The sequence below is a fragment of the Paraburkholderia sp. GAS448 genome, from assembly GCF_050435685.1.
Classification (GTDB): Bacteria; Pseudomonadota; Gammaproteobacteria; order Burkholderiales; family Burkholderiaceae; genus Paraburkholderia.
Genome location: NZ_JBNDKT010000014.1, coordinates 38,543 through 63,596 on the forward strand (window position 1 = coordinate 38,543; position 25,054 = coordinate 63,596).

General features: G+C 63.0%; 23 protein-coding genes. 8 read left to right on the plus strand and 15 right to left on the minus strand.

The features are described 5' to 3' along the window. Positions 1–19: 19 nt before the first annotated feature. The 3 genes from P3T23_RS24260 to P3T23_RS24270 are packed head-to-tail and all read right to left on the minus strand — an operon-like array spanning position 20 to position 2,749. Positions 20–853, minus strand: coding sequence for an ABC transporter permease (locus tag P3T23_RS24260; RefSeq protein WP_429318667.1), 834 nt, complete (start codon positions 851–853; stop codon positions 20–22). A gap of 13 nt (positions 854–866) precedes the next feature. Further along, positions 867–1,703, minus strand: a complete 837-nt coding sequence (locus tag P3T23_RS24265) for an ABC transporter ATP-binding protein (RefSeq protein ID WP_429318668.1) — start codon at positions 1,701–1,703, stop codon at positions 867–869. Further along, positions 1,700–2,749, minus strand: coding sequence for an ABC transporter substrate-binding protein (locus P3T23_RS24270; protein WP_429318669.1), 1,050 nt, complete (start codon positions 2,747–2,749; stop codon positions 1,700–1,702). Before P3T23_RS24270 ends, P3T23_RS24265 begins: the two co-directional genes overlap by 4 nt. Positions 2,750–3,282: 533 nt before the next feature. Between P3T23_RS24270 and P3T23_RS24275 the strand changes: the two genes are divergently transcribed. Both P3T23_RS24275 and P3T23_RS24280 read left to right on the plus strand, forming a co-directional pair. Then, positions 3,283–3,549: a hypothetical protein gene (locus tag P3T23_RS24275; RefSeq protein WP_429318670.1), complete on the plus strand. Its 267-nt coding sequence runs from the start codon at positions 3,283–3,285 to the stop codon at positions 3,547–3,549. Beyond that, on the plus strand, positions 3,546–4,508 hold the full coding sequence (locus P3T23_RS24280; protein ID WP_429318671.1) for a LysR family transcriptional regulator: 963 nt from the start codon (positions 3,546–3,548) through the stop codon (positions 4,506–4,508). The genes P3T23_RS24275 and P3T23_RS24280 overlap by 4 nt, the downstream gene beginning before the upstream one ends. Before the next feature lie 139 nt (positions 4,509–4,647). Here the strand turns inward: P3T23_RS24280 and P3T23_RS24285 are convergent, their stop codons facing one another. The 4 genes from P3T23_RS24285 to P3T23_RS24300 all read right to left on the minus strand — a co-directional run bounded on the left by P3T23_RS24285 (position 4,648) and on the right by P3T23_RS24300 (position 8,767). Further along, entirely contained in the window at positions 4,648–6,912 is a 2,265-nt protein-coding gene (locus P3T23_RS24285; RefSeq protein WP_429318672.1) for a molybdopterin cofactor-binding domain-containing protein, read from the minus strand. Next, entirely contained in the window at positions 6,912–7,361 is a 450-nt protein-coding gene (locus tag P3T23_RS24290; protein WP_429318673.1) for a (2Fe-2S)-binding protein, read from the minus strand. Before P3T23_RS24290 ends, P3T23_RS24285 begins: the two co-directional genes overlap by 1 nt. A gap of 78 nt (positions 7,362–7,439) precedes the next feature. Further along, positions 7,440–7,751 (minus strand): high-potential iron-sulfur protein, encoded by a 312-nt coding sequence (locus tag P3T23_RS24295; RefSeq protein ID WP_429318674.1) that lies wholly within the window; start codon positions 7,749–7,751, stop codon positions 7,440–7,442. Between the two features lie 17 nt (positions 7,752–7,768). Next, entirely contained in the window at positions 7,769–8,767 is a 999-nt protein-coding gene (locus P3T23_RS24300; RefSeq protein WP_429318675.1) for an aldo/keto reductase, read from the minus strand. A 145-nt stretch (positions 8,768–8,912) separates the two neighbouring features. On the opposite strand from P3T23_RS24300, the gene P3T23_RS24305 reads away from it, so the two are divergent. Continuing rightward, positions 8,913–9,347 (plus strand): winged helix-turn-helix transcriptional regulator, encoded by a 435-nt coding sequence (locus P3T23_RS24305; RefSeq protein WP_429318676.1) that lies wholly within the window; start codon positions 8,913–8,915, stop codon positions 9,345–9,347. 308 nt (positions 9,348–9,655) lie between these two features. On the opposite strand, the gene P3T23_RS24310 is transcribed toward P3T23_RS24305, so the two are convergent. After that, entirely contained in the window at positions 9,656–9,943 is a 288-nt protein-coding gene (locus tag P3T23_RS24310) for a DUF4148 domain-containing protein (protein ID WP_429318677.1), read from the minus strand. A gap of 203 nt (positions 9,944–10,146) precedes the next feature. Continuing rightward, on the minus strand, positions 10,147–10,632 hold the full coding sequence (locus P3T23_RS24315; protein ID WP_429318678.1) for a MarR family winged helix-turn-helix transcriptional regulator: 486 nt from the start codon (positions 10,630–10,632) through the stop codon (positions 10,147–10,149). A gap of 577 nt (positions 10,633–11,209) precedes the next feature. On the opposite strand from P3T23_RS24315, the gene P3T23_RS24320 reads away from it, so the two are divergent. The 3 genes from P3T23_RS24320 (at position 11,210) to oxlT (ending at position 15,675) form a co-directional block, all read left to right on the plus strand. Beyond that, complete coding sequence (locus tag P3T23_RS24320) at positions 11,210–12,544, plus strand: amidase (protein WP_429318679.1); 1,335 nt, start codon at positions 11,210–11,212, stop codon at positions 12,542–12,544. A gap of 91 nt (positions 12,545–12,635) precedes the next feature. Next, the gene (locus P3T23_RS24325) at positions 12,636–14,255 is read left to right on the plus strand and encodes a gamma-glutamyltransferase family protein (protein ID WP_429318680.1); all 1,620 of its coding nucleotides are present in this window, start codon (positions 12,636–12,638) and stop codon (positions 14,253–14,255) included. Between the two features lie 136 nt (positions 14,256–14,391). Continuing rightward, on the plus strand, positions 14,392–15,675 hold the full coding sequence (oxlT, locus tag P3T23_RS24330) for an oxalate/formate MFS antiporter (protein ID WP_429318681.1): 1,284 nt from the start codon (positions 14,392–14,394) through the stop codon (positions 15,673–15,675). A gap of 58 nt (positions 15,676–15,733) precedes the next feature. On the opposite strand, the gene P3T23_RS24335 is transcribed toward oxlT, so the two are convergent. The 4 genes from P3T23_RS24335 to P3T23_RS24350 all read right to left on the minus strand — a co-directional run bounded on the left by P3T23_RS24335 (position 15,734) and on the right by P3T23_RS24350 (position 20,337). Further along, entirely contained in the window at positions 15,734–16,726 is a 993-nt protein-coding gene (locus tag P3T23_RS24335; RefSeq protein WP_429318682.1) for a LacI family DNA-binding transcriptional regulator, read from the minus strand. Between the two features lie 158 nt (positions 16,727–16,884). Further along, positions 16,885–17,691 carry an NAD-dependent epimerase/dehydratase family protein gene (locus P3T23_RS24340; protein WP_429318683.1) on the minus strand — a complete coding sequence of 269 codons (807 nt, stop codon included), beginning with the start codon at positions 17,689–17,691 and terminating at the stop codon, positions 16,885–16,887. Beyond that, positions 17,688–18,365, minus strand: a complete 678-nt coding sequence (locus P3T23_RS24345) for a GntR family transcriptional regulator (RefSeq protein ID WP_429318816.1) — start codon at positions 18,363–18,365, stop codon at positions 17,688–17,690. The genes P3T23_RS24340 and P3T23_RS24345 overlap by 4 nt, the downstream gene beginning before the upstream one ends. A gap of 223 nt (positions 18,366–18,588) precedes the next feature. After that, a complete protein-coding gene (locus P3T23_RS24350; RefSeq protein WP_429318684.1) occupies positions 18,589–20,337 on the minus strand; it encodes an IlvD/Edd family dehydratase in 1,749 nt (582 codons plus the stop codon). 159 nt (positions 20,338–20,496) lie between these two features. Between P3T23_RS24350 and P3T23_RS24355 the strand changes: the two genes are divergently transcribed. Both P3T23_RS24355 and P3T23_RS24360 read left to right on the plus strand, forming a co-directional pair. After that, entirely contained in the window at positions 20,497–21,495 is a 999-nt protein-coding gene (locus P3T23_RS24355; RefSeq protein ID WP_429318685.1) for a 2-hydroxyacid dehydrogenase, read from the plus strand. Between the two features lie 33 nt (positions 21,496–21,528). Continuing rightward, positions 21,529–22,458 carry a dihydrodipicolinate synthase family protein gene (locus tag P3T23_RS24360; protein WP_429318686.1) on the plus strand — a complete coding sequence of 310 codons (930 nt, stop codon included), beginning with the start codon at positions 21,529–21,531 and terminating at the stop codon, positions 22,456–22,458. Between the two features lie 93 nt (positions 22,459–22,551). Here P3T23_RS24360 and P3T23_RS24365 read toward each other — a convergent pair whose 3' ends face one another. Further along, on the minus strand, positions 22,552–23,718 hold the full coding sequence (locus P3T23_RS24365; protein WP_429318687.1) for a mandelate racemase/muconate lactonizing enzyme family protein: 1,167 nt from the start codon (positions 23,716–23,718) through the stop codon (positions 22,552–22,554). Between the two features lie 40 nt (positions 23,719–23,758). Beyond that, positions 23,759–25,051: an MFS transporter gene (locus P3T23_RS24370; protein WP_429318688.1), complete on the minus strand. Its 1,293-nt coding sequence runs from the start codon at positions 25,049–25,051 to the stop codon at positions 23,759–23,761. Between the last annotated feature and the right edge of the window lie 3 nt (positions 25,052–25,054).

The window sequence follows — 25,054 nt, forward strand, 5'->3', positions numbered from 1 at the left end:
GCGCGGCGAATGAAATGGATCAGTTAAAGTTGTGCCACGGCATGAGGAGGCGCTCGAGCCTGCCGACGAGAAACGACAGGAAGAGCGCGAGCGCGATGGTGACAACCACGCCGGCAAATACTTTGGGAATGATGTAAAGGCTGCCGGCCTTGAAGATCGCATGGCCGAGACCGTCGGACGACGACATGAATTCACCCAGAATCGCGCCGATCAGCGCAAAGCCGACTGTGAGCTTGAGGCCCGCAAAGATATCGCGCAGCGACGCGGGGACCACCAGCTTGCAGAAGATCTGGCGCCTGGCGGCGCCGAGCGTACGCATCAGGTTGATCTGATCGTCATCGACGCCGGTCGCCCCCTTGTAGGCGATCACGAGTGCCACCACCACGACCGACAGCGTCGACATCGCGAGCTTCGACGCGAGCCCGGTACCAAACCAGATGATCACGATCGGTGCCAGTGCAACAATCGGAATCGAACCCAGCGCAACGATGAATGGCTGCATCACCTTCGAGACGAAGCGTGAGTACCATAGCGACAGGCCCAGTACGGTGCCGATAACATTGCCGATCAGAAAGCCGAGCAGCGTTTCCATGCCGGTCACACTGGCATCCTGCAGCAGACTGCCGTCCTGTTGCATTTTCACCAGCATGCCCCAGATCTCGCTGGGCGAGCCGAACAGGAAGGCGAGCGCCTGGCTCGACGTCGCGAATTGCCACAGCGCGAGCAGCGCGACCAGCAACGCAAGCTGGCAGGCGAGCACGGCGAGTCTGCCGCGCCAGCGGCGCAGCAGACTCCGTCGTTTGCTGGGCGCCGGTGCCTGCACCGGCGCCTGGGAACAGGTTTCTTCAAGCATAGTGATGTCCTTTTCAGCGCGCGCCCATGCGCACGTCTAGCTGAGACCAGATTTCGCGAACGTGGGCGGTGAAGCCGGGAGCATCGCGGGCGGCCATCATGTCGCTGCGGTCGCCCGACAGGTCGATCTCGTGGATCTCCTTGATGCGCGACGGTCGGTGGGTGAGGACGATCACACGGTCCGACAGCGAGACCGCCTCCTCGACGTCGTGTGTGATCAGCAACACGGAGCGTCCTTCGCTCCTGACGAGTCTGGCCATGTCGCTTTCCAGCACCACTTTGGTCTGGAAGTCGAGCGCGGCGAACGGCTCGTCGAGCAGGATCACGTCGGGGTCGGTTACAAGCGTGCGCGCAAGTGCGACACGCTGGCGCATGCCGCCCGACAAAGCGGACGGGTAATAGTCGTAATACGGCGCGAGCCCGACCTTGCCGAGCATCGCATGCGCCTTTTTCTCGCTCTGCGCGCGGGGCATCCCGGACAGTTCGAGGCCGAGCGTGACGTTTGCCAACGCGGTGCGCCATTGCATCAGCATGTCTTTCTGCAGCATGTAGCCGATGCCCTTGGGCACATCCTTCAGCGGTTCGCCGTGCCACATCACCGCCCCGCGCGTCGGCTGCGTAAGCCCGCTCAACAGGTTCAGCAGCGTTGTCTTGCCACAACCGGACGGGCCCACCAGGCTGACGATTTCCCCCGCACCAAGACTGAAGGAAATGTCACCGATGACCTGGTTCAGCTCGCCGTCATCCTCGCCATACGATTTGCCGACCCTGTGCGCCGCGAGCGGAGCGCCCTCGGTCGGGGCCGTCCGCAGCGCTTGCGCCGCAGGCCTTTGCGCGGCCGCCGTGCTCATTTGGCCTCCGCCACCGCCACGCCAGCGCCCGCCGTGACAGTCTTGACCGCCTTGGCGGCAAAGCTGCTGTCAACAATATCGTTAAAGGACAGCGATCCCCTTACGTTGCCAAGGTACTTCTGCATCGTGATCAGCTTATCCCACTGCTTCTGGTCAACAGGAATCGTCTGGGCCGGAATCCTGTACTGCAACTCCATGTCGATTGCACGGTCCACCACATCCGCCGGCAGGTCCGGGAACTCTGCGCGCGCGACCTCCTTCGCATACGCGGGTTTCGCATAAGTGAGACGGGCCGCCTCCTCCAGAGCGTTGACCAGCGCCTGCACAACCTCAGGATGCGCCTTGGCATACTCAGGCAGCACCATGATCCCGGTATTGCAGAACGGTCCCATATAGCTCGAGAAGTCGAACACCACCTTCGCCCCTTGCGCGATAGCGGCCGCCACGTTCGGCTGTTGGGCGAACGCGACGTCGGCGCGGCCCGCGAGCATTGCGCCGATTTCCGTGCCTGGGGCCACCTCGAGTATCTTCGTGTCGGTCCCGACTTTCAGACCATTGTCCTGCAGCAGCTTCTTCGTGACGCTGTACTCCGTGTTCGGATCTGGTGACGTGACCAGCGTCAGCCCCTTGAAGCGCCTGGGATCGGTAATCGGCGCCACCGTCTTCGATACGCCAAAATAATGGGCACGCTGCACTAGCGTACCCACCACGATACCCGGGCCGCCACGCTCACGTGACATCTCAACCATGGTCGGATCCCCGACGGCGAACTGCGCAGTCTTACCGAGTACCGCGGCGAAGGCCTGCGTGTCGCCGCCCGCCGCCGTCAAATGCAACGTCAGGCCGTACTTTTCGAAAATCTTTGCGTGCTGCGCCACATAGAGGTCGATATACCCGAGGTTATGAACAGCCTCGGAAAATTCGATGGGTTGTAGCGGCGCGGCACCGGCTGGATGGGTGAACCCAAAAGCACAGGCAGCGAGCATGCTGGCGAGGACACGCGCATGCTTGCGAAGTCGGATCGTGGACATCGTCGGGACTTTCATCTAAAGAAGCTCCAGTTAGCTTGCACGGCAAAAACGTGGGTAGAGTCGGTTCAACCGGGTTCCGGTAGACAATCGTTCCGAAGCAAAGCTGACCAGGGCAGAGAACCGTCGAGCTGATTAAAAGGCAAAAAAATGAACGCCTCAAATCGTATAAATCGGTGCCCGCCATCGATTTATTCGATACCCCGAAGAGCCAATGGGGTGAACCGGTCAACGTGGCCGCGATGCGTCGGTGTTTCCGTCTGCGCTCCGCTCCCCCGCCCATTTCTGGTTCCGTCGAACGTCATTCGTGTGCAATGACGCCCTATATTGGTGCCGCTACGCACTACTACGGATGGCTTACCGATGATTTCATGCTGCTTGACACAATCAAGTGGCGGGGCGCTACCGTTAGTCCGTTACAGCGTCCTCGGGCGCAACGTTGAGTTTGGTACGTTCTTTGCTGTTTGTTCTTTGCTGTTTGTTATTTGCTGTCCCACATCGAAAATCACCTTGATTGTTGTTGTTACAACTTGATCGCAGAGTCTTAACGCATGACGATTGCACTGGCTAAGGGGAAAAGCCAAATAGAGGCGCCAGCAACGTTGAACGTCCATGAAAAGACCGTTGCCACGGCGCGCCGCGCCATTACCGTCGAGTCGCTAGTACACGACAGTCTGGAACGAATCCCGGCTCATGAGACCCAACAGTGCGCGAGGCCGCTGCCTGATCCTGCGCAGCCGCCGGCACAAGCATGCGAACTCGAGACAGAGGGCCTGCAATACGGCCTCGAGCGCGCCGGCAATCTGGAGCCCGAATGAAAGCCATGCTCGCTGACAACATGCCCAGTCCCGCGGCAGCGTCCCGGATGAACATTTCGATTCGACAGATTCGTTACTTCATCGCCGTGTCCGAGACCGGATCGATCACGCGCGCAGCGTTCGCGACGCATGTGACCCAATCGGCCGTCACCGATGCGATCAAGGGTCTCGAACAGCAGCTTGGCATCGCGTTGCTGGAACGCCTCCCCACCGGTGTAAGCCTTACGGACGAAGGCCACCGCTTTTTGAAAAGCGCCCGCCAGATCATGGCGACGCTCGACGACATTCCCCGCTCGATCAATCGCGGCCGCGCCAGCGTCTCGGGCCGACTGCGCCTCGGCGTATCGCCGATGGCTGCGGGGTGCGGGCTGGCAGGTGTGCTGCCCTGCTTCATGCGGATGTACAGCGCCGTAGAAGTCTCGGTGCTGGAGGATCAGCGTTCGGAACTCGAGAGCAAGCTGCTGAGCGGCGGTCTCGACGTTGCCATGCTGGCCGTATCAAACCTGGAGGCCACCGACGCACTCGCGCATCGGGTGTTCGCAAGATCGAAAAACCGTCTGTGGCTGCATGCCGGGCACCCCCTGCTCGAGGCGAAATCGGTACATTTGCGCGACGTCGCCGACGGACCGCTGGTCGCCTTGAGAAGCGAGGAGCTTGGCCGGTCGGTCTCGCGCGCCTGGATGGAAGCCGGCCTTACGCCGAAAATCCTGTTTGAAACCGCTTCAGTCGAGGCGGCGCGCAGCCTCGTCGCGTCGCGCGCGGCGATGGCGATCGCATGCGATGCAATGTATCGCCCATGGTCGCTGGAGGGCGGACGGATCGAGGTGCGCGATCTCGCTGATCGGTGCAGTACGACGGATCTCGGCGTTGCATGGCGCAGCGGCATGGACTTGCCGCCAGCGGTCCGCTGCTTCCTCAAGGTCTGCGACAACGTCGCGGCAGAGGCTCTGTCGCAATAAGGGTAGCGGGGTGATGCGCATGATTGCCAAAGGGCCGGCAAGAGGCGCAGGCACGGGAAGTAGCGGGCGACGGGCAACGCGCGACTGCACGGAAGGTTCGCCGCCAGAGCCCGCCCGTGCAATTCTCCACAACCAGGGACTACGCGCGCTTCAACAGCCCGGTATCCACCGGCAACGCACGAATCCTCTTGCCGGTCGCATTGAAGATCGCGTTACAGATCGCGGCCGACGTGGGCGGCACCCCTGGCTCGCCGACGCCACCCGGCGGCGCTTCGCTCGGCACGACATAGACGTGCGTTTCCGGTACTGAGTCGATGCGGGCAACCCGGTAATCGGTGAAGTTCGATTGCTCCGGCGCCCCATTCCGGAAACTGAGTTCACTGTATAGCGTATTGCCGAGCGCCATGACCACCGCGCCTTCGAACTGTGCGACGACCCGGTCGGGATTGACCACGCGCCCGCAGTCGACCGCGAGATCGACACGCGTCACGCGCACTGAGCCGTCGTCCGCCACCTCGACCTGGGCCACAGCGGCAACATAACTCAGAAAGCTGCGATGGACGGCGATGCCGCGTCCGTGCCGCGCCGGCAAAGCGGTCGACCAGCTGGAGCGCACCGCGGCCGCCCGGATCACTGCGGCGTAACGTGCCGTATCGATCGGATACTCTTCCATCGACGCGCCATAGTTCGGGTAATCGACCCCAAGCGCCTGCAGATCGACGTGACGCGGCGCCCCCAGCAGCGTCAGCAGGTGCTGCACGGGGTCCTGCCTCGCCGCCGCCGCGAGTTCGTCGACGAACGACCCAACGGCAAATCCGTGCGGGATGTTGTACACGGAGCGATACCAGCCGATGCGCGTGTGCGCCGTCGCGGCGCCGTTCTCGCACTGGATGTTGGCGATGTCCCAGGGTATGTCGGTCACGCCCTGCCCGAGCTCACCAGCTGAACCGTAGACCACTTTCGGGGTGAAGGTCGAGCCGATCGACGGGAACACGGTCCGGTGTAACCACGCGATGGTTTTGCCTTGTGCATCGAGGGCGCCTTCCATGTGCTGCGCACAGATTGCGTGGTAATAGTCGCTTCGCAGATCGTCTTCGCGCGTCCATGTGAGCTTGACCGGTGCGCGGACCTCGCGCGACAGGAACGCCGCCTCCGCCACATAGTCGGGCTTGGACTTCCGACCGAATCCGCCGCCCAGCAACGTGACGTTGATGGTCACTGCCGACTCCGGCAGACCGAGCACCTGCGCGACGGTCGAGCGTGCCTGCTGCGGGTTTTGTGTCGCGGTCCATATCTCGACCGTGCCGTTCGCCCAGGACGCAGTGGCCGCCAACGGCTCCATCGCGGCGTGCGCCAGGTGCGGCACGAAGTAATCTGCGGCAATCCGCTGCGTAGCGCTCTGCAGCGCAGCGCCCGTGTCGCCGTTGCTGCGAACCACTTTGCCGCGTCGCCTCGCGGTATCTTCGAGCGTCTGGCGGTACGCCGCACTGTCGTACGACCCGTTAGCGCCCGCATCCCATTCGAGCTTCAGCTTTTTCCGCCCTTGCACAGCGGCCCACGTGTTCGTCGCGACCACCGCGACGCCGCCGAGCGGTCGAAAGCCGGCGGGCAAAGACGCGAGAGGAATGCGGACGATCTGCAGCACACCGGGCACTTTCATCGCGTCAGCGGCGTCGACGCTTTTGAGGGTCGCGCCATAAACCGGAGGATGCTCGATCGAGGCGTATGTCATGCCGGGGAGCACGACATCGATGCCATACGTCGCGCGGCCACGAACGATGTCATCGAGATCGACGATCGGCAGCGACTTGCCGATGTAGCGCCAGCTGTCTTCATCCTTCAGGCGCAGCGTGTCGCGACCCGGCACCGGCTGCCGCGAGGCGGCCTCGGCCAGTGCGCCATATGGCAGGCGCCGCTTGCTGGCCGTGTGCACGACATGACCCGGCTCGGTATGGCAGGTGCCGGGTGCAACCCGCCACCGGGCCGCAGCGGCCGCAATCAGCATCTGCCGCGCGCTACCTCCTGCTTCGCGCAGGGGCTGGAAAAATTGACGAATGCTGCGCGAACCATCGGTATTCTGATCGCCGTACCTGGCGTCGCCTTGCGCCTGCACCACCTTGACCGTCTGCCAGTCGGCGTCAAGCTCGTCAGCGAGGATCATCGCAAGGCTGGTGCGAATGCCAGTGCCCATCTCGGAGCGATGCGCGACCAGAATGATCTCTCCAGAGGGCGAGACCGATACGTAAACGTTCGGTGCAAAGACACCGCGCGCATTAGCCGCTTGTGGCAAACCACTCGCCGCAAATGCCATATTGACGCCGCCGACCCGCATGCCTAGCACCACGCCACCGGCCAACGTGCCCTGCAGGATCCGGCGCCGGCTCAGATTGACGATTTCGCTCATCACGCTGTCTCCGCTGCGGCTTTGATCGCCGCCTTGATGCGCTGATAGGTGCCGCAACGGCAGACATTGCCGGACATCGCTTCGACAATCTGCTCGTCGGTCGGCTTCGGCGTCTGCTTTAGCAGCGATGCCGCCTGCATGATCTGACCCGGCTGACAGTAGCCGCACTGCGGTACATTGGCGGCCTTCCACGCGCGTTGTACCGGATGGTCGCCGTTCCTGCTGAGCCCTTCAATGGTGGTCACGGCCTTGCCGTGCGCGTCCGCCAACGCTGTCACGCATGACCGCACGGCGACACCGTCCAGGTGCACCGTGCACGCCCCGCATGCACCCACACCGCAACCGAACTTGGTGCCGTGCAAACCTAGAAGATCGCGGAGCGCCCACAACAGCGGCATGTTCGCGTCCGCGTCGACGGTGTGGTGAACGCCATTCACTATCAATTCCATTTGCTGACTCCCTGGCGTTGACGGGCTCGCGACACTCAACGGCCGCGCGCCGTAACGGTCTGTCTCAGGTCCCACGTTTTATGCTCTGGACTGGTACGCGTTACACCATCCGTTGCCACTCACCTGCTTTGCGCCGAATAACGCACATTGAGCGCTCGCATCGCTCGGCTTGCCCTGGTAGAACTGACAATTTCCGCAGCGCTGCTTTTCATTGAAGCGCGGATATTTCGCCCGGTCGACGTGCGTCGCGTCGGCTGTGTATCCCAGCGCCTGCGCCGAAGGATCGGTTTCGTCGAGTAGCATGGGCGCCGCGAGCACCGGGCGGCTAACCACCGCGACAGCAGCGATGCCCGCGATATGCATGATGAAAGATCGTCGAGTGGTTCGCATGTTCGATCTCCCCTGTGCTACGCAACCCGAACGCGTTGCGGTGGCGCCATGAATTCGGGTCCGACGGGATCCTTGACGTACTGCCCGACGATCGAATCGATCTGCGCGAACGCGTTCGCATCGAGGCGCCAGCCGAAGACGTCTTCGACGCCATCCAGTTGCGCAGGACGACGCGCGCCCCACAGCGCGATCGTCGGTCCGCGATCCAGCACCCAGCGCACCGCGAGCGCGAGCACGGATTTACCGAAGGTTTTTCGGGCAAACACATCGAGCGCCTTGACCGCTGCGACGTATTGCTCGCGGCGCGGCATCAGGAACTTGGGGTCGTGCAGACGCAGATCGTCACCGCCGAACCTCGTATTGACATCGACGCGACCAGCGAGCAGTCCGCGGCACAACGCGCCGTACGCGAGCGCCACCAGTCCGTGCTGCCTGACATACGGCAGCACGTCGCCGTCGATGTCGCGTTCAAACAGGTTGTAAGGCGGCTGTGCGGTCGACAGCGGAGCAACCCGTCGAAACACGTCCATCTCCTGAGTCGAGAAGTTGCTGACGCCCAGGGCCAGAACCTTTCCCTCCTTGCGCAGATCATTCAGCACTGCGGCGGTCTCCTCGATCGGCACCAACGAGTCGGGCCAGTGCACCTGATACAGATCGATGTAATCGATTCGCAAGCGCCGAAGCGTATCCTCGACTTCTTGACGAATGCGTGCCGGCGTCGAGTTGCGAAATACTTTGCCGTCGCGCCATTCAAGTGCGACCTTGGTCGCGATGACCGCCTTGTGGCGATAGCCATCCGCAAGCGCTTTGCCGACAATCTCCTCCGATGCGCCGAACCCGTACACGGGCGCCGTGTCGATCAGGTTGATGCCGCTGTCAAGTGCCCGTCGGATCACCGCGATCGATTCCTTTTCATCGGTGCCGCCCCACATCCATCCGCCGATCGCCCATGTACCGAGGCCGATGCGCGAAACAGGCGTCGACAAACCTTCAATTGCGAGTGTTTCAATAGTCATGCGATGCTCGTTGATTGACCAACCGCGCCCATGTCGGATGCGGTCCGAGGAACTATGGCGTGCCGCCTGAGCGAGCACGCGAGACGATTATTTCAGCCGCATCTGGCGATCACAAGAAGGCACTTGACGGTTTCATACTTTCCCCATGGAAACAAATTGCTACGACGGGCCTTGCGCCGAAGACAGTGCGCAGAAAAAAACCGACGACCTTGCGCGCAACATCATTGAGCAGATCGCCGATAAGTGGACCATCCTGGTGATCGATGCGCTTGGGACGCACGGCGAGATGCGTTTTTCTCGACTGCGCGAGCACATCGATGGCGTCAGCCAGAAGATGCTCACCAAGACGCTGCGCCAGCTCGAACGCGATGGGCTGATTTCGCGCTACGTGCATCCGGTGATACCGCCGCGGGTCGACTATCGACTAACGCCGCTCGGACGCAGCCTTCTGGACAAGATCTGCGGAATCTGGGATTGGGTTGAGACTCACATGACCGAAATGGAAATCGCACGGCAACAGTTCGACCGGAGAGAGAAGCGGACCAACACGTTGCGCTCGCCCGACAGTGCGGCTCTTTAGACGCCAAGGTTGCAGCTGCAGCCAGGCAACCCGGCGTATCGCCACCGGGAGTTCAGCGACGCGCAGGGGGCTCATCGAGTCGCAGTACGCCCGATCTTTACCTCGTACAACGTGCGCTCAGTAAAGCAGTCAGCACTGGCTGGTCTGGGCCCATCTCCCACTTGCCGAGACCGTTTGTCCAGTCGGAACTGCGCACGGGCACACTAAAAGCATTGCTCGGCAACTTCGACATCGAAGGCGCCGAGCGCACCGTGTGGATGCTCATTCCGGAAGTGCGGTACATGCATACCTTTTCATCTGGAGGGTGATCAGTCCCCCGCGGACCCATCGGACGTCCGCGACGCGCTAGCCGACGCAGAAGCAGTCTGGGCGCTCTCCTGATGCCGGAGCGCATAGACTTCCCGGTTGCGCGCGATAGTCTGTGCACTCGGCGGATAGTCGTTCTTTGGCGCAGGCACCAACCCGTCCGCTTCAGCCTCAACGAGCTGGGCGCGCACTTCGGCTCGCGTGAGACCGGATGTCGACGTTTGCGCAAACGCATTGGCACCGAATGGCAGACTGAGTGCTGCAAGCGCGATGGCGGTAAGCAGTTTCATGATGTGTCTCCAGAGAAACGTGGTGAAAGGCTCGTACTACGGTTCCCATTGTTGTAGACGTGCCTTTACCCGACTCTTACCCCCGGATTACGCTTTTGTTATCTTGACAACCACCCCGCACCGCGCGCTTGCGGTGATTCCTCTGACAGTCAGCTCGCTTTGCTTAGAAAACCGAACCTTGAACAATAAATGACAAAAATGATTCAGGCGGTGCGCTTGCGCCGTGTCGACGGCAACGTCCATTCACCGCCCTCTTCGACGTGTTCCGTAAGCTTGTCGATGCAACGATAAAGCACTTGCTTTTCCTCCGCCGACAGAACGGACATGAGCTGCTGGTCGAACGTCTTGCCGATCCGATCGGCCTTCCTCACAATTGCCTTGCCCTTGCTGGTCAAGTTCAGGTTAATGATGCGTGCATCCGTCGTGCCGGTGGAGCGCGTCAGCAAGCCGCGTCTGGCTAGCGTAGTGACCAGCTTCGAAACCAGCGTCTTTTCAAGGTAGGTGAGTTCGATCAGAGGACTGAGGGAAATGCCCGGCTGCATGTCGACGAAGCGCAACACGCGCAGGTCGCGCAGGGTCACACCGCACTCCGCTTCGTAGATGTCCGACGCCACGCTCTTGGCCAACGCGCTTAGTACATCGAGGCGGAAGTTCAAATGCTCCAGTCTTGGATACGGCGCCTTCGACATGCTGTTCTCCCCTTCAGCCCACGCTGATTCGCTTGCAAATTGCAACAATTGAATTTTATGCGATTTTCAGCACGAAATGTGCCATCACATGGCAACTCCCGTCCAGGCAAACACGTCAGGCACTTGCCGCTGCGCTCGGCGCACTCGTCTCCGGAATCGGCACCCGAAGTCGAACACCCACACACCGATATGGCCTCCTGAGTATTCCGCCAATATGTTTCGGCGCCACACATTCGCATTTCGCCCGGAAGCGGGGCTCTGCCGATTTCGTGGTGCGCGACGCACCTTCCTGGCGCACTGCTGCCCACTTCCTGAACATCGCATCGTGCTCACGACGACTGAAAAGTAGCGATTCTCCGTCGCGTACGGGGGTGCCGCACGATGGCACGCTTCGTGCAAATTGAACTCGCGTGTATATTTCAATTGTTGTAATTTGCATCTAAATCTTGTTCGACACCACTCCGTAAGCCCTGACGGTCGCCATGGATACGCAGATCGCACCCGGTGACCTGAAGCAGCAGCCGAAATACGACACCTTCATCGCGCTGAACGTCATTCATCAAACACTTGCCGACAAATGAGCCTTCCTTTCCCCTCCCCTAACATCCGCGAAATCCGTGACGCGATTCGCGCGGGAACGCGCACCGTCGAGCAGACTGTCGGACAGGCATTCGATGCCGCGCAACGGCTGCAGCCCGCGTTGCGAGCGTTTATCCATCTGCCGGCATCGCCGATCGTCAATCGTGCCAGTTCCGAGGCGCCGCTTGCGGGCGTGCCCGTCGGCGTGAAGGACCTGATCGATACGGCCGATATGCCCACCGCGTACGGATCGCCGGCCTACGAAGGGCGCCGACCCGACAAGGACGCATGGATAGTCGCGCGTTTGCGCGCAGCCGGTGCCACGATACTCGGCAAAACGGTCACCACTGAGTTCGCATGGCGTCACCCCGGCGCTACGACCAACCCATGGAATCACGATCACACGCCCGGCGGCTCGTCGAGCGGCTCGGCTGCTGCGGTAGCGGCAGGCATCGTGCCGCTCGCGCTCGGTACGCAGACGTTTGGCTCCGTCATCCGTCCCGCCGCGTATTGCGGTGTGGTCGGGGTGAAGCCGAGTTACGGCACGATTGCCCGGACTGGCGTGTTGCCGTTGTCCGGGTCGCTCGATCACCTCGGTATCTTCACCACCAATGTCGCAGATGCAGTTCATGTGCTGGGAATTGTGGCGGGCACCGATGCGGACGATCCACATACCACGCATGTGAGTCGCCAGGGGCATGGCCACGGCGATGCGGCGAGGCGGCCGCCACGCATCGGCGTGTTGCGCGAGCAGATCGGCGGCCCGATCGACGAAGCGCAACAACAAGTGCTGGATCAACTCGCCGAACGTCTGCGGGCGGATGGCGCAGAAATCGTCGACGCCGATCTGCCTGTCGAACTGGTTGACGCTGCGCAGCATGCATCGATCCTGCTCGCGGTTGAAGCGGCGCTGACGCATGGCGAACTGGTAGACCGTTCGCCGGCGCTTGTCAGCGCGCCGATGACGGCTCTGGTCGCGCAAGGACGAACGCTTCCTGCGACCGGGTATGCGAATGCGAAGGCATTGCAGGTGCTCATGGCGCGTCGCTTCGATCGGTGGCTCACCGAAGCGGCAACACTGGACGCGCTGCTGGTTGCGCCTGCATCAGGCGAGGCGCCCCGCGGCCTCGACTATACGGGCGATGCAGCGTTCTGCACGCCCTGGACCTTCCTCGGCGTGCCGGCGATCACATTGCCGGTTGGCTTTGGTCCGGGGGGGCTGCCGCTTGGCGTGCAGCTGGTGGGTGCGAGTCAGCGCGATGCCGCGTTGCTATCGCTTGCCGCGTGGGTGGAAGAGAGAGCCGGCTGGAGCACCGCAGTTGCTTCCCGCTGATGCAGGCCCCGCTGTGTATGGGAAGTATCACGTAATCACGCGAACCCACAGCGTTTGAGCGTATAGCAATTGATCGATTGAGAGAGGAAACATGTCGGCAGAATTTCGAAATCCGGCGCGCGGCATCCGCGGAATGGCGGTCGCACCGCACGCGCTCGCTTCGCAGAGCGCACTCGCGATCCTGCGCGAAGGAGGCAACGCCGTCGAGGCGATGATTGCCGCCGCGGCAACCATCGCGGTAGCGTATCCGCACATGAACAGCATTGGTGGGGACGGCTTCTGGCTGATCTCCGCGCCAGGCGGCGATCCGGTCGGCATCGAGGCGTGCGGAGCGGCGGCATCGGAGGCTTCCATCGACGCCTATCGCGCGCTGGGGCTCCAATCCATCCCGTTTCGTGGACCGTTGGCGGCGAACACCGTCGCCGGCACGGTGTCGGGTTGGGCGCTCGCACATCGCTGGTCGACAGACACGCTCGACGGCAGGCTCCCGGTCGCCCGACTGCTGGAAGACGCGATCGCCTACGCACGCGGCGGCATTCCGGTCACGCGCAGCCAGTCCGAATGCGTCGCGCTGAAGCGGCGTGAACTCGAACCCGTCGCCGGGTTCGCCGAGACGTTTCTCGTGGGCGACAAAATACCGGGCGTGCCGGCTATCGGTGAGCGCTTTGTCCAGCCGCGCCTCGCCGCGACGCTCGAGCGTCTTGCCCACGCGGGTCTCGACGACTTCTACCAGGGCGACCTCGCACGCAGCATCGCCGCCGACCTGCGTGCGCTCGAGAGTCCCTTGTCGCTGGCAGACCTCGAACAGCATCGCGCACGGCTGCGCACGCCGCTGGCACTCGCGCATTCGCTGGGCACGATCTACAACATGCCGCCGCCGACGCAAGGGCTTGTATCGCTGCTGATTCTCGGCGTGCTTGACCGTGTGCTCCGCGACGATATGGATCCGCTCGGGCCCGAGTATGTCCACGCATGCGTGGAGGCAACCAAGCTCGCGTTCGCCGTACGCGACAAACACATCACCGACCCGGATCACATGGAGATCGACCCACAGGCGCTGCTTGCGCCGCGTGTGCTCGACGCGATGGCCGAGCGGCTTTCGATGTCTTCGGCAGCCCCGTGGGGTCGCGGTCCCGGACCGGCCGACACCGTGTGGCTCGGCGTGACCGACGCCGCCGGCGTGGCCGTCAGCTATATCCAGAGCATCTATCACGAGTTCGGCAGCGGGATCGTGCTTCCGGAATCGGGAATCAACTGGCAAAACCGCGGCTGCAGCTTCTCACTCGATCCCTCTGCGCGCAATCCGCTGATGCCGGGTCGACGACCTTTTCACACGCTGAACCCGGCTCTCGCGCGCTTCGCCGATGGACGCACGATGGTGTACGGAAACATGGGCGGCGACGGCCAGCCGCAATCGCAAAGCGCCGTGTTTTCGCGCATCGCGCACTTCGGCTGGAATCCGCAAGCCGCTATCGATGCGCCTCGCTGGCTGCTGGGCCGGACCTGGGGGCAAACCAGCGAAACACTCAAGCTGGAGGCGCGGTTTCCCGACGACACGATCGATACGCTGCGTCGTCTCGGCCATGACGTCGAGGTGATGCGGTCGTATGACGAAGCAATGGGCCACGCGGGGGCGATCGTCCGGCACGGCAACGGATGTCTGGAGGCAGGCTACGACCCGCGCAGCGATGGGGCCGCGGCTGGCTGGTAGCGAGTGTGTCAGACAGCGGGCAGTCGCCCCGCGCGCACCCTGTTGAATAGACGACACCGCCAGCGTTCGCGCCGGCGGAAGGGACGGCGCACGTTCGTCCATTTGTCGATACGTCAATCCGAAGCGGAGAAACATGATGAACACCCCCACGCGATCCTTGAATGCCGTCGCCTCTCCCACCGCGCGAACAGCGGCGCATACCCGCTGGATCCAGCTCGGTCTCGGCCTTGTTTGCATGATGACGATTTCAAGTCCGCAATATGTATGGACTCTGATGACAAAGCCGCTCATGGCAAAGCTCGGCGTCGCGCTGCCGGAGCTGCAGGTGACGTTCTCGCTGCTGGTGCTGCTGCAGGCATTCTCTTCACCGTTCCAGGGGTCGCTGACCGATCGCTTCGGACCGCGCAGGCTGGTCTCGATCGGTACGGTGCTGACAGGCCTGAGCTGGGTGCTGGCTTCGTATGCGCACACTACGTCGATGCTGTACCTCGCATATGGCGGCATCGGCGGCCTCGGTACCGGCATCGTCTACGTCGGCGTGGTGGGGCTTGTGGTCCGCTGGTTTCCTGATCAACGCGGCTTCGCCGCAGGCGCGGTGGCAGCGGGCTATGGTATGGGCGCGATCGTCACGACCTTTCCGGTCTCGGCATCGCTTGCGGCTCACGGCGTCGAATTGACGTTGCGGCTCTTCGGCATCGTCTTTGCCGCAGTCGGCTTCGTCGCATCGCAGGGCCTGCGCGCGGCGCCGGCGCCTGTGAGCGTCGGTGCCGCAGTATCCGTGACAATGGCCGCGACGCGCGACTACCGCCCATCCGCGATGCTCAGGACACCGCTGTTCTGGTTGATGTTCGCGATGATGACGATGATGTCCACCTCAGGCCTGATGGTCACGTCGCAGATGGCCAGCTTTGCCGCCGACTTCGGGCTCAGCAACATGCTGGTGTTCGGGCTCGCCGCGCTGCCTCTGGCACTGACGATCGACCGCTTCACGAACGGTCTCACCCGTCCGCTGTTTGGCTGGATATCGGATCGTCTGGGGCGCGAAAACACGATGTGTTTTGCCTTCGCGCTGGAAGGCGTGGCCATGACGCTCTGGCTGCTGACGCGCGATAACGCGGTCCTGTTTGTGCTGCTGTCCGGCGTGGTGTTTTTCGGCTGGGGCGAAATCTTTTCGCTGTTCCCTTCAACCCTGACCGACACGTTCGGTGCCCGTCATGCCACCGCGAACTACGGCTGGCTCTACCTCTCGTTCGGGGTCGGCTCGATCTTCGGCGGCCCGCTGGCCGCGCTGCTGCATCAGCAAACGGGTAGCTGGGTGCCGGTGTTCGGTTGCGCCATTGCGCTCGATCTGACCACCGCCGCGCTGGCAATGCTCGTATTGAAGCCGAGGCGCGCGCGTTTTATCGACGCGTGTCGATAGAGCGACTGTCCAGACTGCACCGCGGCCCTGCGCTGCAAGGCCAGCGTGCGCGTACGGTCTAGCTGCTGCGAGGACGGGCAGTCGTACCACGCACGATCAGATCGGTCGGCACGATGTTCTGCGAACTCACCGGCCGTCCTTCGATCCGTGCAAGCAGATACTCGGCGCTGCGCGCGCCGATTTCATCGGCTGCGAGCCGCATGGTCGTCAGTGGCGGGGTCGTGAAGCTGGAAAATTCGATGTCGTTGATGCCCGCGATCGATAGCTCGCCCGGCACGTCGATGCCCGCCTCGCGCGCCTCCGCCAACGCGCCTATCGCAAGCAGATCGGTGCCGCAGATCACGGCCGTCGGACGCTCGGGGCCCTGCATGAGCGCCTTCATCGCCATCTGGCCTTCGATGATCCTGTGCGGCATCTCGATCAGATGCTCGTGGCGCAATTGCAGGCCGCGCGACTGCAGTGCCGCGCGCACGCCGATAATGCGATCGGCGGCACGATCGCTGTGCTGCGTCATCTGTGTAATCATGCCGAAGCGCACGTGCCCGAGATCGAGCAGATACTCGGCGAGTCGCCGGCCCACCGCGACATTGTCGAACCCGACATAGGGATGATCGTGATCGACGGTCCAGCCGTTGACGAGCGGAATCTGCTCCTTTTCGATCAGTTCATAGAGCGCGGGCGAGTGGTTGCGGCCCACGAGCATGAGCCCGGCAATGCCGTCCGCGATCAGCGCGCGCACCTGCTTCAGTTCGTCCTCCTGGTCGTAGTACGAACAGCCAAGCAGCAACGTATAGCCGGCTTCCCCGATGCGCTTTTGCAGCGCGAACACGCCAATCGCGAAGTTCTGGTTTTCCAGCGACGGGATCACCGCGCCGATCGTCTTCGAGCGCTGGGACGCCAGCGCGCGTGCCGCGGCGTGCGGCGTGTAGCCAAGTGCCTGCGCGATCTCCCGCACGCGGTTCTGCAGTTCGGCCGCTACCGTCGCGTTGCCATTCAACACGCGCGAAACGGTCGCGGTGGATACGCCCGCCGCGCGTGCCACGTCCAACACGGAAATTGCATTCGATTTGCGACGCGGCGCTCTTTTCTTTGTTTCTGTGGTCAACTTGCAGCCTGCCCGGTGTCGAGGCGCACGATCGCGCCTTCCCTGTGCCGCATACTATAACGCGGAGCATTGAGGAATGGCGACCGCCGGGTGCGCACCCGCTCCTAGTCGATCCGCTCCGTGTCCCCGTCGAACTCCACGAGACAGCCGAAGCCGCCGTGAAAGAGCGCCTCGCGCGGGTCTTCTGTCTGCCCTGTCGCCACAATCTGCGCGGCATATCGTTCGGCGTCGTCCTCCGGCACATAGCCGAGCCACCGCGCATTCGCATTGTCCCAGCGGTTGCGCGCATTGCCCGACTCGCCATAGACGGTCACGAAGTGGTAGTCGGGGTGATCGATGCAGCGCTTCGTCAACTGCACCATGTCGCGATGGCTGATCCACGTGAAGAGGTGCCGCGGCGCCGTCGGCCTGTCGTCGGGCCGAAAGGAGCCGATCCGCATGCATGCGACCGACATGCCGTGCTTGTCCGCGTACATCCGTCCGAGCGCTTCGCCGAACACCTTCGATACGCCATAGCGGCTGTCCGGCCGCGGCGCGACGGCAGCGTCGATCATCCTGTCGCGTCGATGAAATCCCACCGCGTGATTGGAACTCGCGAACACCACGCGTTTGACGCCGGCTTGCCGCGCGGCTTCGAAAACGTTGTAGCAGCCTTCGATGTTCATGTCGCGGATCTTTTCCCATCGGTCTTCGTCGGGGATACCGGCGAGATGCACGACCACGTCGACACCCTCCATCACCGGCAACAGAGCCGCGAGCCGCGTAATGTCGGCCGTGACGACTTCTTCACCCTCGCCTGCCTCGGCTTGTGGAGCGATGTCTGCGAGTCGCAACCGGTACTGGCCGCGCAAGCCGGCGCGCAATACCCTGCCGATATGGCCGGCTGCGCCGGTGACCAAAACCCGTTTCATTCGATGTCTCCATTCGATGTCGGTGATCCATACGCCGCGGCCGCCGCCGAGCGCTGGTGGTACGCGTCGAGATAGGCGTCGCGCGACGGCACGAGATGCTCGCGGCACAGTGCGACCAGACGGTCGCGGTCGCCACGTCGCAAAGCGTCGATCATCTGATGATGTTCGGCGCGCGCTTTCTCCAGGTACTGCGGGAATACGATCGATACGGAACGGATCGCGTGGGTGCGCCGTTCGTATTCGTGAATCGCGTCGACGAGCACCTGGTTGCCCGACAACGCGAAAAACGCGCGATGAAACGCCATGTTGACGCGGAACACGCGGCGCAGATCGCCTGCAAGCGCACAGGCGTCGTGTTGGGCCTGAATCCGTTCGAGTTCATCCAGCTTTGCGGCATCGACTGGAAAGACGATCCCCTTCGCCGCATCGGTTTCCAGCAGTTCCCGCAACGCGTACAACTCCGTGACTTCGCGCGCGGTGAACGACTTCACCAGCGCGCCGAAGTGTCTGCGGCGTTCAACCAGACCGCGCCGCTCCACTTCCGCCAGCACCTGGCGCGCAACGTGGCGCTTCAGGTTGAAGCGCTCGCAGAGGTCGTCTTCGACCAGCCGTTCGCGCGGATGCAGCAAGCCGAGCACGATCTGCTCTTCGAGCTGATCCGCCACAAGCCGCATCGTTTCGTCGGTGTTGCGGTCGCGCGTCACCGGGGCCGCCGCCTTCGAGCGTTGTTTGGGAGCCGCGCGGCCAGCCGGCTCCACCCCGCCCTTTACTGCGCCCCCCGCGCTCGTGTTCGCAGCGCGTTTTTTGGTGACAGCGTTGCTCATACCGAAAGGTCCACGAAAATATAGAAACGGCAGAGCGTAGCGCGAAATGCGCGCCTCGCGCACTGCCTTTGCATCAGGGTTGGTTCCCGGGCACGATGGCGACGGTTCTGGCTGCCTTCAGGAAGTCGAAGTCGCAGCCTTCGTCGGCCTGCGTGATCGTCGTCAGAAAGAGCTTTCGATAACCCCGTGCGTCCGGCTCGGCTTCGCGCGGCGGTAATGCTGCGAGACGCGCGGCGATTTCGTCGTCGCTTACGAGCAGTTCGATCGACCGCTTCGCGACACTCAGGCGAATCCGGTCGCCCGTGCGTACGATCGCGAGCGGCCCGCCGATCGCCGCTTCCGGCGTCACGTGCAGCACAACGGTGCCCGCCGCCGTCCCGCTCATCCGGCCATCGGAGATGCGCACCATGTCCTTCACGCCTTGCCGTCCGAGCTTGCGCGGAATTGGTATGTAGCCCGCCTCGGGCATGCCGGGCGCACCGACCGGACCGATCTGCTTGAGCACCAGCACGTCGTGCGCCTCGACATCCAGCTCCGGATCATCGATGCGCCGCGCGAGGTCTTCGGCATTCTCGAACACGACGGCGCGACCAACGTGTTCCATCAATTGAGGATTCGCCGCGGACTGCTTGATGATCGCACCGCCCGGCGCCAGATTGCCATGGAGGACTGCGATGCCCCCTTGCGGAAAAACCGGCTGGCTGAATGGCCGCACGACGTCCTGCGCGAAGCTCGCCGGTGCAGCATCGAGTTCTTCGCCCAGCGTGCGGCCGGTGACCGTCAATGCATCGAGATGCAGGAGCGCCTTCATTTCGCGCATGACGGTGGTCAGTCCGCCCGCGCGATGCAGATCTTCCATGTAGTGCCGCCCCGACGGTTTCAGATCGACCAGCACCGGCGTCTCGCGCGCCATCCGGTCGAGCGCATCGAGGTCGATCTTGATGCCGAGGCGCCCGGCGATCGCCGTCAGATGGATGATGCCGTTGGTCGAGCCGCCGATTGCCAGCAACACGCGCAGCGCATTCTCGATCGCTTTCGGCGTGAGGATTTTCGCAGGCGTCAGATTCGCGCCGATCATCGCCACCGCCTGGGCGCCGGTGCGCTCGGCGATGCGGATGCGATCGGCGCTGACCGCCGGCGGCGATGCACCGCCCGGCAGCATGATGCCCATCGCCTCGGCGATGCAAGCCATCGTGCTCGCGGTGCCCATCACCGAACAGGTGCCGACGGTCGCCACCAGCTGGTTGTTCACCGCATCGATTTCATCCGCGTCGATCTGGTCGCCGCGGAAGCTCGCCCAAAAACGGCGGCAGTCCGTGCACGCGCCGACGCGCTCGCCGCGATGCGAGCCGGTCAGCATCGCGCCTGTCACGAGCTGGATCGCCGGAACGCCGGCGGCCGCGGCGCCCATCAGTTGCGCCGGCACGGTCTTGTCGCAGCCGCCGATCAGCACGACCGCATCCATCGGCTGCGCACGGATCATCTCCTCGGTGTCCATCGACATGAGGTTGCGCAGATACATGCTGGTTGGATGTGAAAAGCTTTCCGCGATCGAAATCGTCGGGAATTCGACCGGCAGGCCGCCCGCCAGCATCACGCCGCGCTTGATGGCTTCGACGAGTTGCGGCGCGTTGCCGTGGCACGGGTTGTACGCGCTGCCGGTGTTCGCGATGGCGACGATCGGACGCGACAGTGCGTCGTCGGTATAGCCGGCGCCCTTGATGAACGCCTTGCGCAGGAACAGCGAAAAGCCTTCGTCACCGTAGTTGGTCAATCCTTTGCGCAACCCGCGCGGCTGGCCGTCATCCTGCGTATCCGTCATCGCAATGTCCTTTAAAAAGATTATCGATAATCTTGACGATAATTCTATCGAGACTTATAGTGAAACGCAAGTAAGCGCTTTCTCGAAGTTGGGAGCCTGCGCCGAGCGTAACCACCTTTCTGAACGCCCCCCCTTCCCGCTCCTGAACCGGATGTCCCAATGAAACAACGCGTTGTCGCCTATCGCAAGCTCCCTGCCGCCGTTCTCCAGCTCCTCGAAGCCCGGTGCGACGTCACGTTCGCGGACGCCGATTCCCAGCGTGCGGCGTTCCTCGATGCGCTCGCGAGCGCCCACGGCACGATCGGCAACAAGTTGAAGCTGACCGCCGAACTGCTCGACGCCGCACCGCTGCTCGAAGCCGTGTCGACCGTCTCTGCGGGATACGACGATTTCGACGTCCCTGAACTCACGCGCCGCGGCATCGTCCTGTGCAATACGCCCGATGAAGTGACCGAGACGACCGCTGACCTGGCGTTCGCGTTGATCCTCGCGGCAGCGCGCCGCATCGCGGAACTGGATGCGTCGACGCGGCGCGGCGAATGGCGCGCTTCGTCAGGCCCGGCGCAGTTCGGGGTCGATGTGCACCACAAGACACTCGGCATCGTTGGGCTGGGCCGCATCGGCGGTGCGGTGGCTCGCCGCGCAGCGCACGGCTTCGGGATGAAGGTGCTGTACGCGAACCGCTCGCGCAACCCGGCGGCAGAACAGGCTTATGGCGCGCAATGGCGGACGCTGCCGGACCTGCTGGCCGAAGCCGACTTCGTGTGTCTGCTGGTTCCGCTTTCCGCCGCGACCGACAAGCTGATCGGCGCAGCCGAGCTGCGTCTGATGAAGTCCAGTGCGATTCTCATCAACTGCGCGCGCGGCCAGGTGCTCGACGAAGCCGCGCTGATCGACGCGCTGCGCGAGGGCCGCATTCTCGGCGCGGGCCTCGACGTGTTCGAGCGCGAACCGCTTCCCGCCAGTTCGCCACTTTTCGCGTTGCCGAACGTAGTGATCGCTCCGCACATCGGCTCAGCCACTGCGCAAACGCGCGAAGCGATGGCCCGCCGCGCCGCGCTGAATCTGCTCGACGCGCTCGAGGGCCGCTTTTCCGGGACCTGCGTCAATCCCGCCGCGCTCGAATCCCGCCAGTTGCCCCACCATCGCGCGCTCTGACGAGGCGCATGCCCCCTTCAGGAGGAACACCAGATGAATCCAGCCAGCCGCCCGCGCGGCGTCTATTCGCCCGTCGTCACGCCATTCAGCAACGACCTGCAGCCGGACCACAACCGCTTTCTACGCCATTGCCGATGGCTTATCGAACAGGACGTGGGGCTTGCCGTTTTCGGCACGAACTCCGAAGCAAACTCGCTTGCCGTTGACGAGAAAAAACGTCTGCTCGATACCCTCGTGTCAGCGGGTCTGCCGGTTGACCGGATAATGCCGGGCACCGGCTGCCCGGCGTTGACCGATTCGGTCGAACTGACGCGGCACGCGGTAGCGGCAGGCTGCTGTCATGTGCTGATGTTGCCGCCGTTCTATTACAAGAGTGTCAGCGACGAGGGCCTGTTTCGCAGCTACGCTGAAATCATCGAACGGGTCGGCTCGGACGCATTGCGCATCTACGTCTATCACATTCCACAGGTGTCGCAGGTACCCCTCGGGCTCGAGCTGATCGAACGTCTGCTGAAGGCCTATCCGCGCATCATCGCTGGCGTGAAGGACAGTTCAGGAGACTGGCGTCACACACAGGCCATGCTCGAACGCTTTCAGCCGCAGGGCTTCGATGTGTTCGCCGGCAGCGAGACGTTCCTGCTCGCGACGATGCGCGGCGGCGGCGCCGGTTGCATCACGGCGACCGGCAATGTGAATCCGGCCGCGATCGTCGATCTGTACCGGAACTGGCAAGCCGCCGACGCGGACGCGCGCCAGCAGGCGCTCGACGATATCCGCGCAGTGTTCGCACGGTTTCAGATGATCCCCGCACTGAAGTCGGCGATTGGCATCTATTCGCATGACGACGACTGGGGCACCGTCAGACCGCCACTCGTTGCCCTCACCACCGCGCAGCGCGCCGCACTGAAAGAGGCGCTTGCACACGCCAGCTTCGAGATGCCGGGGGTCGAAGCGCTGGCTTGAGATGGCCTCTTGCGCGAAAGCGAATCGGGCCTGTCATGCGCGGCCCGATTCGTTCCTTGCCGCCAGCCGGCGGCGAAGGAATCAATTGCGCGCTCACGCCCAGGCGTCGAGCGCGTACCGCTCCAGTGCAGCTTCATCGAAGCCGAAGCCAAGGCCCGGACCGGTCGGCACCTTCAGCGTGCCTTCTGCGAACTCCAGTTGTCTATCGACGAGACGCCGGAAATTCAACACCTGGTCGTCGGGAAAGAACTCGACATAGCGGGCGTTCGTGGTCGACGCGACCAGATGCACATGCAGATCGTGGAACCAGTGCGGACACATCGTCACGCCCACTGCTGCCGCTGATGCTGCAATGCGCCGCCATTCGCTGATCCCGCCGCACACCGCGGCATCGGACTGAAGGATCATCGCGGCACGCTTGTCGAGCAGTTCCTGATGGCGCCAGCGGCCCGCCTCGATTTCGCCTGTCGCAACCGTCACGGACGTGCGCTTTGCCAGTTGCGCATGGCTTTCGATGTCATCGGGGCTGAACGGCTCTTCGATCCAGTACGGCTCGTACGGTTCATAACGACGCAGGTGTTCGAGCGCGGTCGGCACGTCCGACCACGCGTTGTTCGCGTCGAGCATCAGCAGCACATCGTCGCCGATTGCCTCGCGTGCCGCTCTCACGCGCGCCTCTTCGGCACGCGGATCGAGCCGCCCCACTTTCATCTTGACGGCCCGAAAGCCCATTTCGACATAACGCGCCATCTCTTCGCCGAGGTGCTTCGGTGTCTTACCTTCCACGTAGTAGCCACCGCTTGCATACGCGGGCACACGATCGACCGAAGTCGCGCCAAGATAGCGGCTGAGCGGCAGACCGGCCGCCCGCGCATTGCGATCCCATAGCGCGATATCGACGATCGACAGTGCCCGCATCACGCATCCGGCGCGCCCCTGCAACAACGACTCCTGGTACATCTCGCGCCACAGCCCTTCGACTTCAAGCGCCGAACGCTCGCGCAACAGCGGCGCGAACAGTTCGCGCACCGCATAGGTCACCAGCGCGCCGGCGCGGCTGCCGCTATAGCAAAAGCCGATGCCCTCGTAACCATCGGTGGTTTTCACACGCACGACGGTGTAATCGCGCGCCGCGACCACACGGGTGGCGAACGCGGTTTGCCGCTCGAGCGGCACCCGGATGGTGCGCGCCTCGACCGCGACGATCCGCGACGCGGACTGATACGAAGCTTGCAGATGTTCAGCGATGGCCTGATTCATGGTGAAGTGAAGATAAGTGGAGGAAAGGAACTTCGCGTGTTCAGTTCGACGATTGCGCGGCCACCGGTGCCGTTACCGCGGGCCGGCTCTGGATGAAAAGCAGCATCGCGAGCACACCGGCAAAATCGATCATTGCGCCGAACATGAACGCGCTGTGATAACCGCCGAAGTACTGGATCAGGAAACCGGTCAGCGCCGGTCCAATGATCCCTGACAGGTTGCTCAGGAAGTGGATGAAACCGCCCACGCCGCCTTGCCGGTGCAGCGGCAGGATCTCGTGCTGGATCGCCCAGATCGACTGGCACGAGCCGGTCAGGAACAGCAGCGCCGCAGCGATCAATGCGACAGCTGCCGTTAGCGATCCGGCGGACGTGATGCCCAGCACTGCGAGACCCGACAGCGCAAGCGGAATCGTCGCGACCAGCTTGCGCGCCTTGATCGGGTCGTCCAGGCGTTTGTACACGAAGTCGCCGAGCAGGCCGCCGCCGAAATAGCCGATCGCGCCGCAGATCCACGGAATCGACGTGATGATGCTCATGGACTTCAGGTCGAGATGCATCACATTGGTGAGATAGCTCGGTAGCCACGAGATGAACACGTACTGCGTATAGTTCACGGCGAAGAGTCCGGCGCCGAGCGCGAGCGTGCTCGGACGCCGCAGATACGCGCCGAGCGTCATGCCGTCGTCCTCGACATTGCGCGCTTCCGCCACCGCGCGGCTCTCGTTGATCAGCTTCGTTTCACCCGCACCGACGCGGCGGTTCTCGCCGGGCTTGTCGGTGACGAACACTCGCCAGCAGATGAGCCACAGAAATCCCAGTGCCGCGATCACGACAAACGACGCCCGCCAGCCGAAGCCGACGGCAATCAGTCCTACGACCGGCCCCGCGATTGCGTTGCCGAGCGTCTGACCGGAAAAGGTGAAGCCGATCATCGTCGCGGTTTCATGACGGGGAAACCAGTTCGAAATCGTGCGATTGGTGTTGGAGCTCATCGGCCCCTCGCCGATGCCGAAGAACACCCGGCACAGCAGCAGCGATATGAAGCCAGTCGCTGCGGCAGTCAGCCCGCAAAACAGCGACCAGAACCCCATCGCCCACGTAAATACTCGCAGCGTGCCCCACTTGTCGGCAAAATAGCCGCCGAGGAACGAGAAGATCGAGTAGCTGATAAAGAAGCTGCTGAAGATGAGGCCGAGTTGCGAAGGCGACAATTCCAGCGTCTTGCCGACGATCGGCGCGACGATGCCGAGCGCCGCCCGGTCCATGTAATTGATCGCGCCAGCGGCGAATAACAGCCCGGCTACGACATAGCGATATTTTCCGGTGTTCATGTG

Bases quoted from the DNA above. Each gene is read 5' to 3' on its own strand.
- P3T23_RS24360 (WP_429318686.1), top strand. From the start codon at position 21,529: ATGAATCCAGCCAGCCGCCCGCGCGGCGTCTATTCGCCCGTCGTCACG.
- P3T23_RS24260 (WP_429318667.1), bottom strand. From the start codon at position 853: ATGCTTGAAGAAACCTGTTCCCAGGCGCCGGTGCAGGCACCGGCGCCC.
- P3T23_RS24280 (WP_429318671.1), top strand. From the start codon at position 3,546: ATGAAAGCCATGCTCGCTGACAACATGCCCAGTCCCGCGGCAGCGTCC.
- P3T23_RS24340 (WP_429318683.1), bottom strand. From the start codon at position 17,691: ATGAAACGGGTTTTGGTCACCGGCGCAGCCGGCCATATCGGCAGGGTA.
- P3T23_RS24315 (WP_429318678.1), bottom strand. From the start codon at position 10,632: ATGTCGAAGGCGCCGTATCCAAGACTGGAGCATTTGAACTTCCGCCTC.
- P3T23_RS24355 (WP_429318685.1), top strand. From the start codon at position 20,497: ATGAAACAACGCGTTGTCGCCTATCGCAAGCTCCCTGCCGCCGTTCTC.
- P3T23_RS24300 (WP_429318675.1), bottom strand. From the start codon at position 8,767: ATGACTATTGAAACACTCGCAATTGAAGGTTTGTCGACGCCTGTTTCG.
- P3T23_RS24320 (WP_429318679.1), top strand. From the start codon at position 11,210: ATGAGCCTTCCTTTCCCCTCCCCTAACATCCGCGAAATCCGTGACGCG.
- P3T23_RS24365 (WP_429318687.1), bottom strand. From the start codon at position 23,718: ATGAATCAGGCCATCGCTGAACATCTGCAAGCTTCGTATCAGTCCGCG.
- P3T23_RS24350 (WP_429318684.1), bottom strand. From the start codon at position 20,337: ATGACGGATACGCAGGATGACGGCCAGCCGCGCGGGTTGCGCAAAGGA.
- P3T23_RS24345 (WP_429318816.1), bottom strand. From the start codon at position 18,365: ATGCGGCTTGTGGCGGATCAGCTCGAAGAGCAGATCGTGCTCGGCTTG.
- P3T23_RS24270 (WP_429318669.1), bottom strand. From the start codon at position 2,749: ATGAAAGTCCCGACGATGTCCACGATCCGACTTCGCAAGCATGCGCGT.
- P3T23_RS24310 (WP_429318677.1), bottom strand. From the start codon at position 9,943: ATGAAACTGCTTACCGCCATCGCGCTTGCAGCACTCAGTCTGCCATTC.
- oxlT (WP_429318681.1), top strand. From the start codon at position 14,392: ATGAACACCCCCACGCGATCCTTGAATGCCGTCGCCTCTCCCACCGCG.
- P3T23_RS24285 (WP_429318672.1), bottom strand. From the start codon at position 6,912: ATGAGCGAAATCGTCAATCTGAGCCGGCGCCGGATCCTGCAGGGCACG.
- P3T23_RS24325 (WP_429318680.1), top strand. From the start codon at position 12,636: ATGTCGGCAGAATTTCGAAATCCGGCGCGCGGCATCCGCGGAATGGCG.
- P3T23_RS24370 (WP_429318688.1), bottom strand. From the start codon at position 25,051: ATGAACACCGGAAAATATCGCTATGTCGTAGCCGGGCTGTTATTCGCC.
- P3T23_RS24265 (WP_429318668.1), bottom strand. From the start codon at position 1,703: ATGAGCACGGCGGCCGCGCAAAGGCCTGCGGCGCAAGCGCTGCGGACG.
- P3T23_RS24290 (WP_429318673.1), bottom strand. From the start codon at position 7,361: ATGGAATTGATAGTGAATGGCGTTCACCACACCGTCGACGCGGACGCG.
- P3T23_RS24305 (WP_429318676.1), top strand. From the start codon at position 8,913: ATGGAAACAAATTGCTACGACGGGCCTTGCGCCGAAGACAGTGCGCAG.
- P3T23_RS24295 (WP_429318674.1), bottom strand. From the start codon at position 7,751: ATGCGAACCACTCGACGATCTTTCATCATGCATATCGCGGGCATCGCT.
- P3T23_RS24275 (WP_429318670.1), top strand. From the start codon at position 3,283: ATGACGATTGCACTGGCTAAGGGGAAAAGCCAAATAGAGGCGCCAGCA.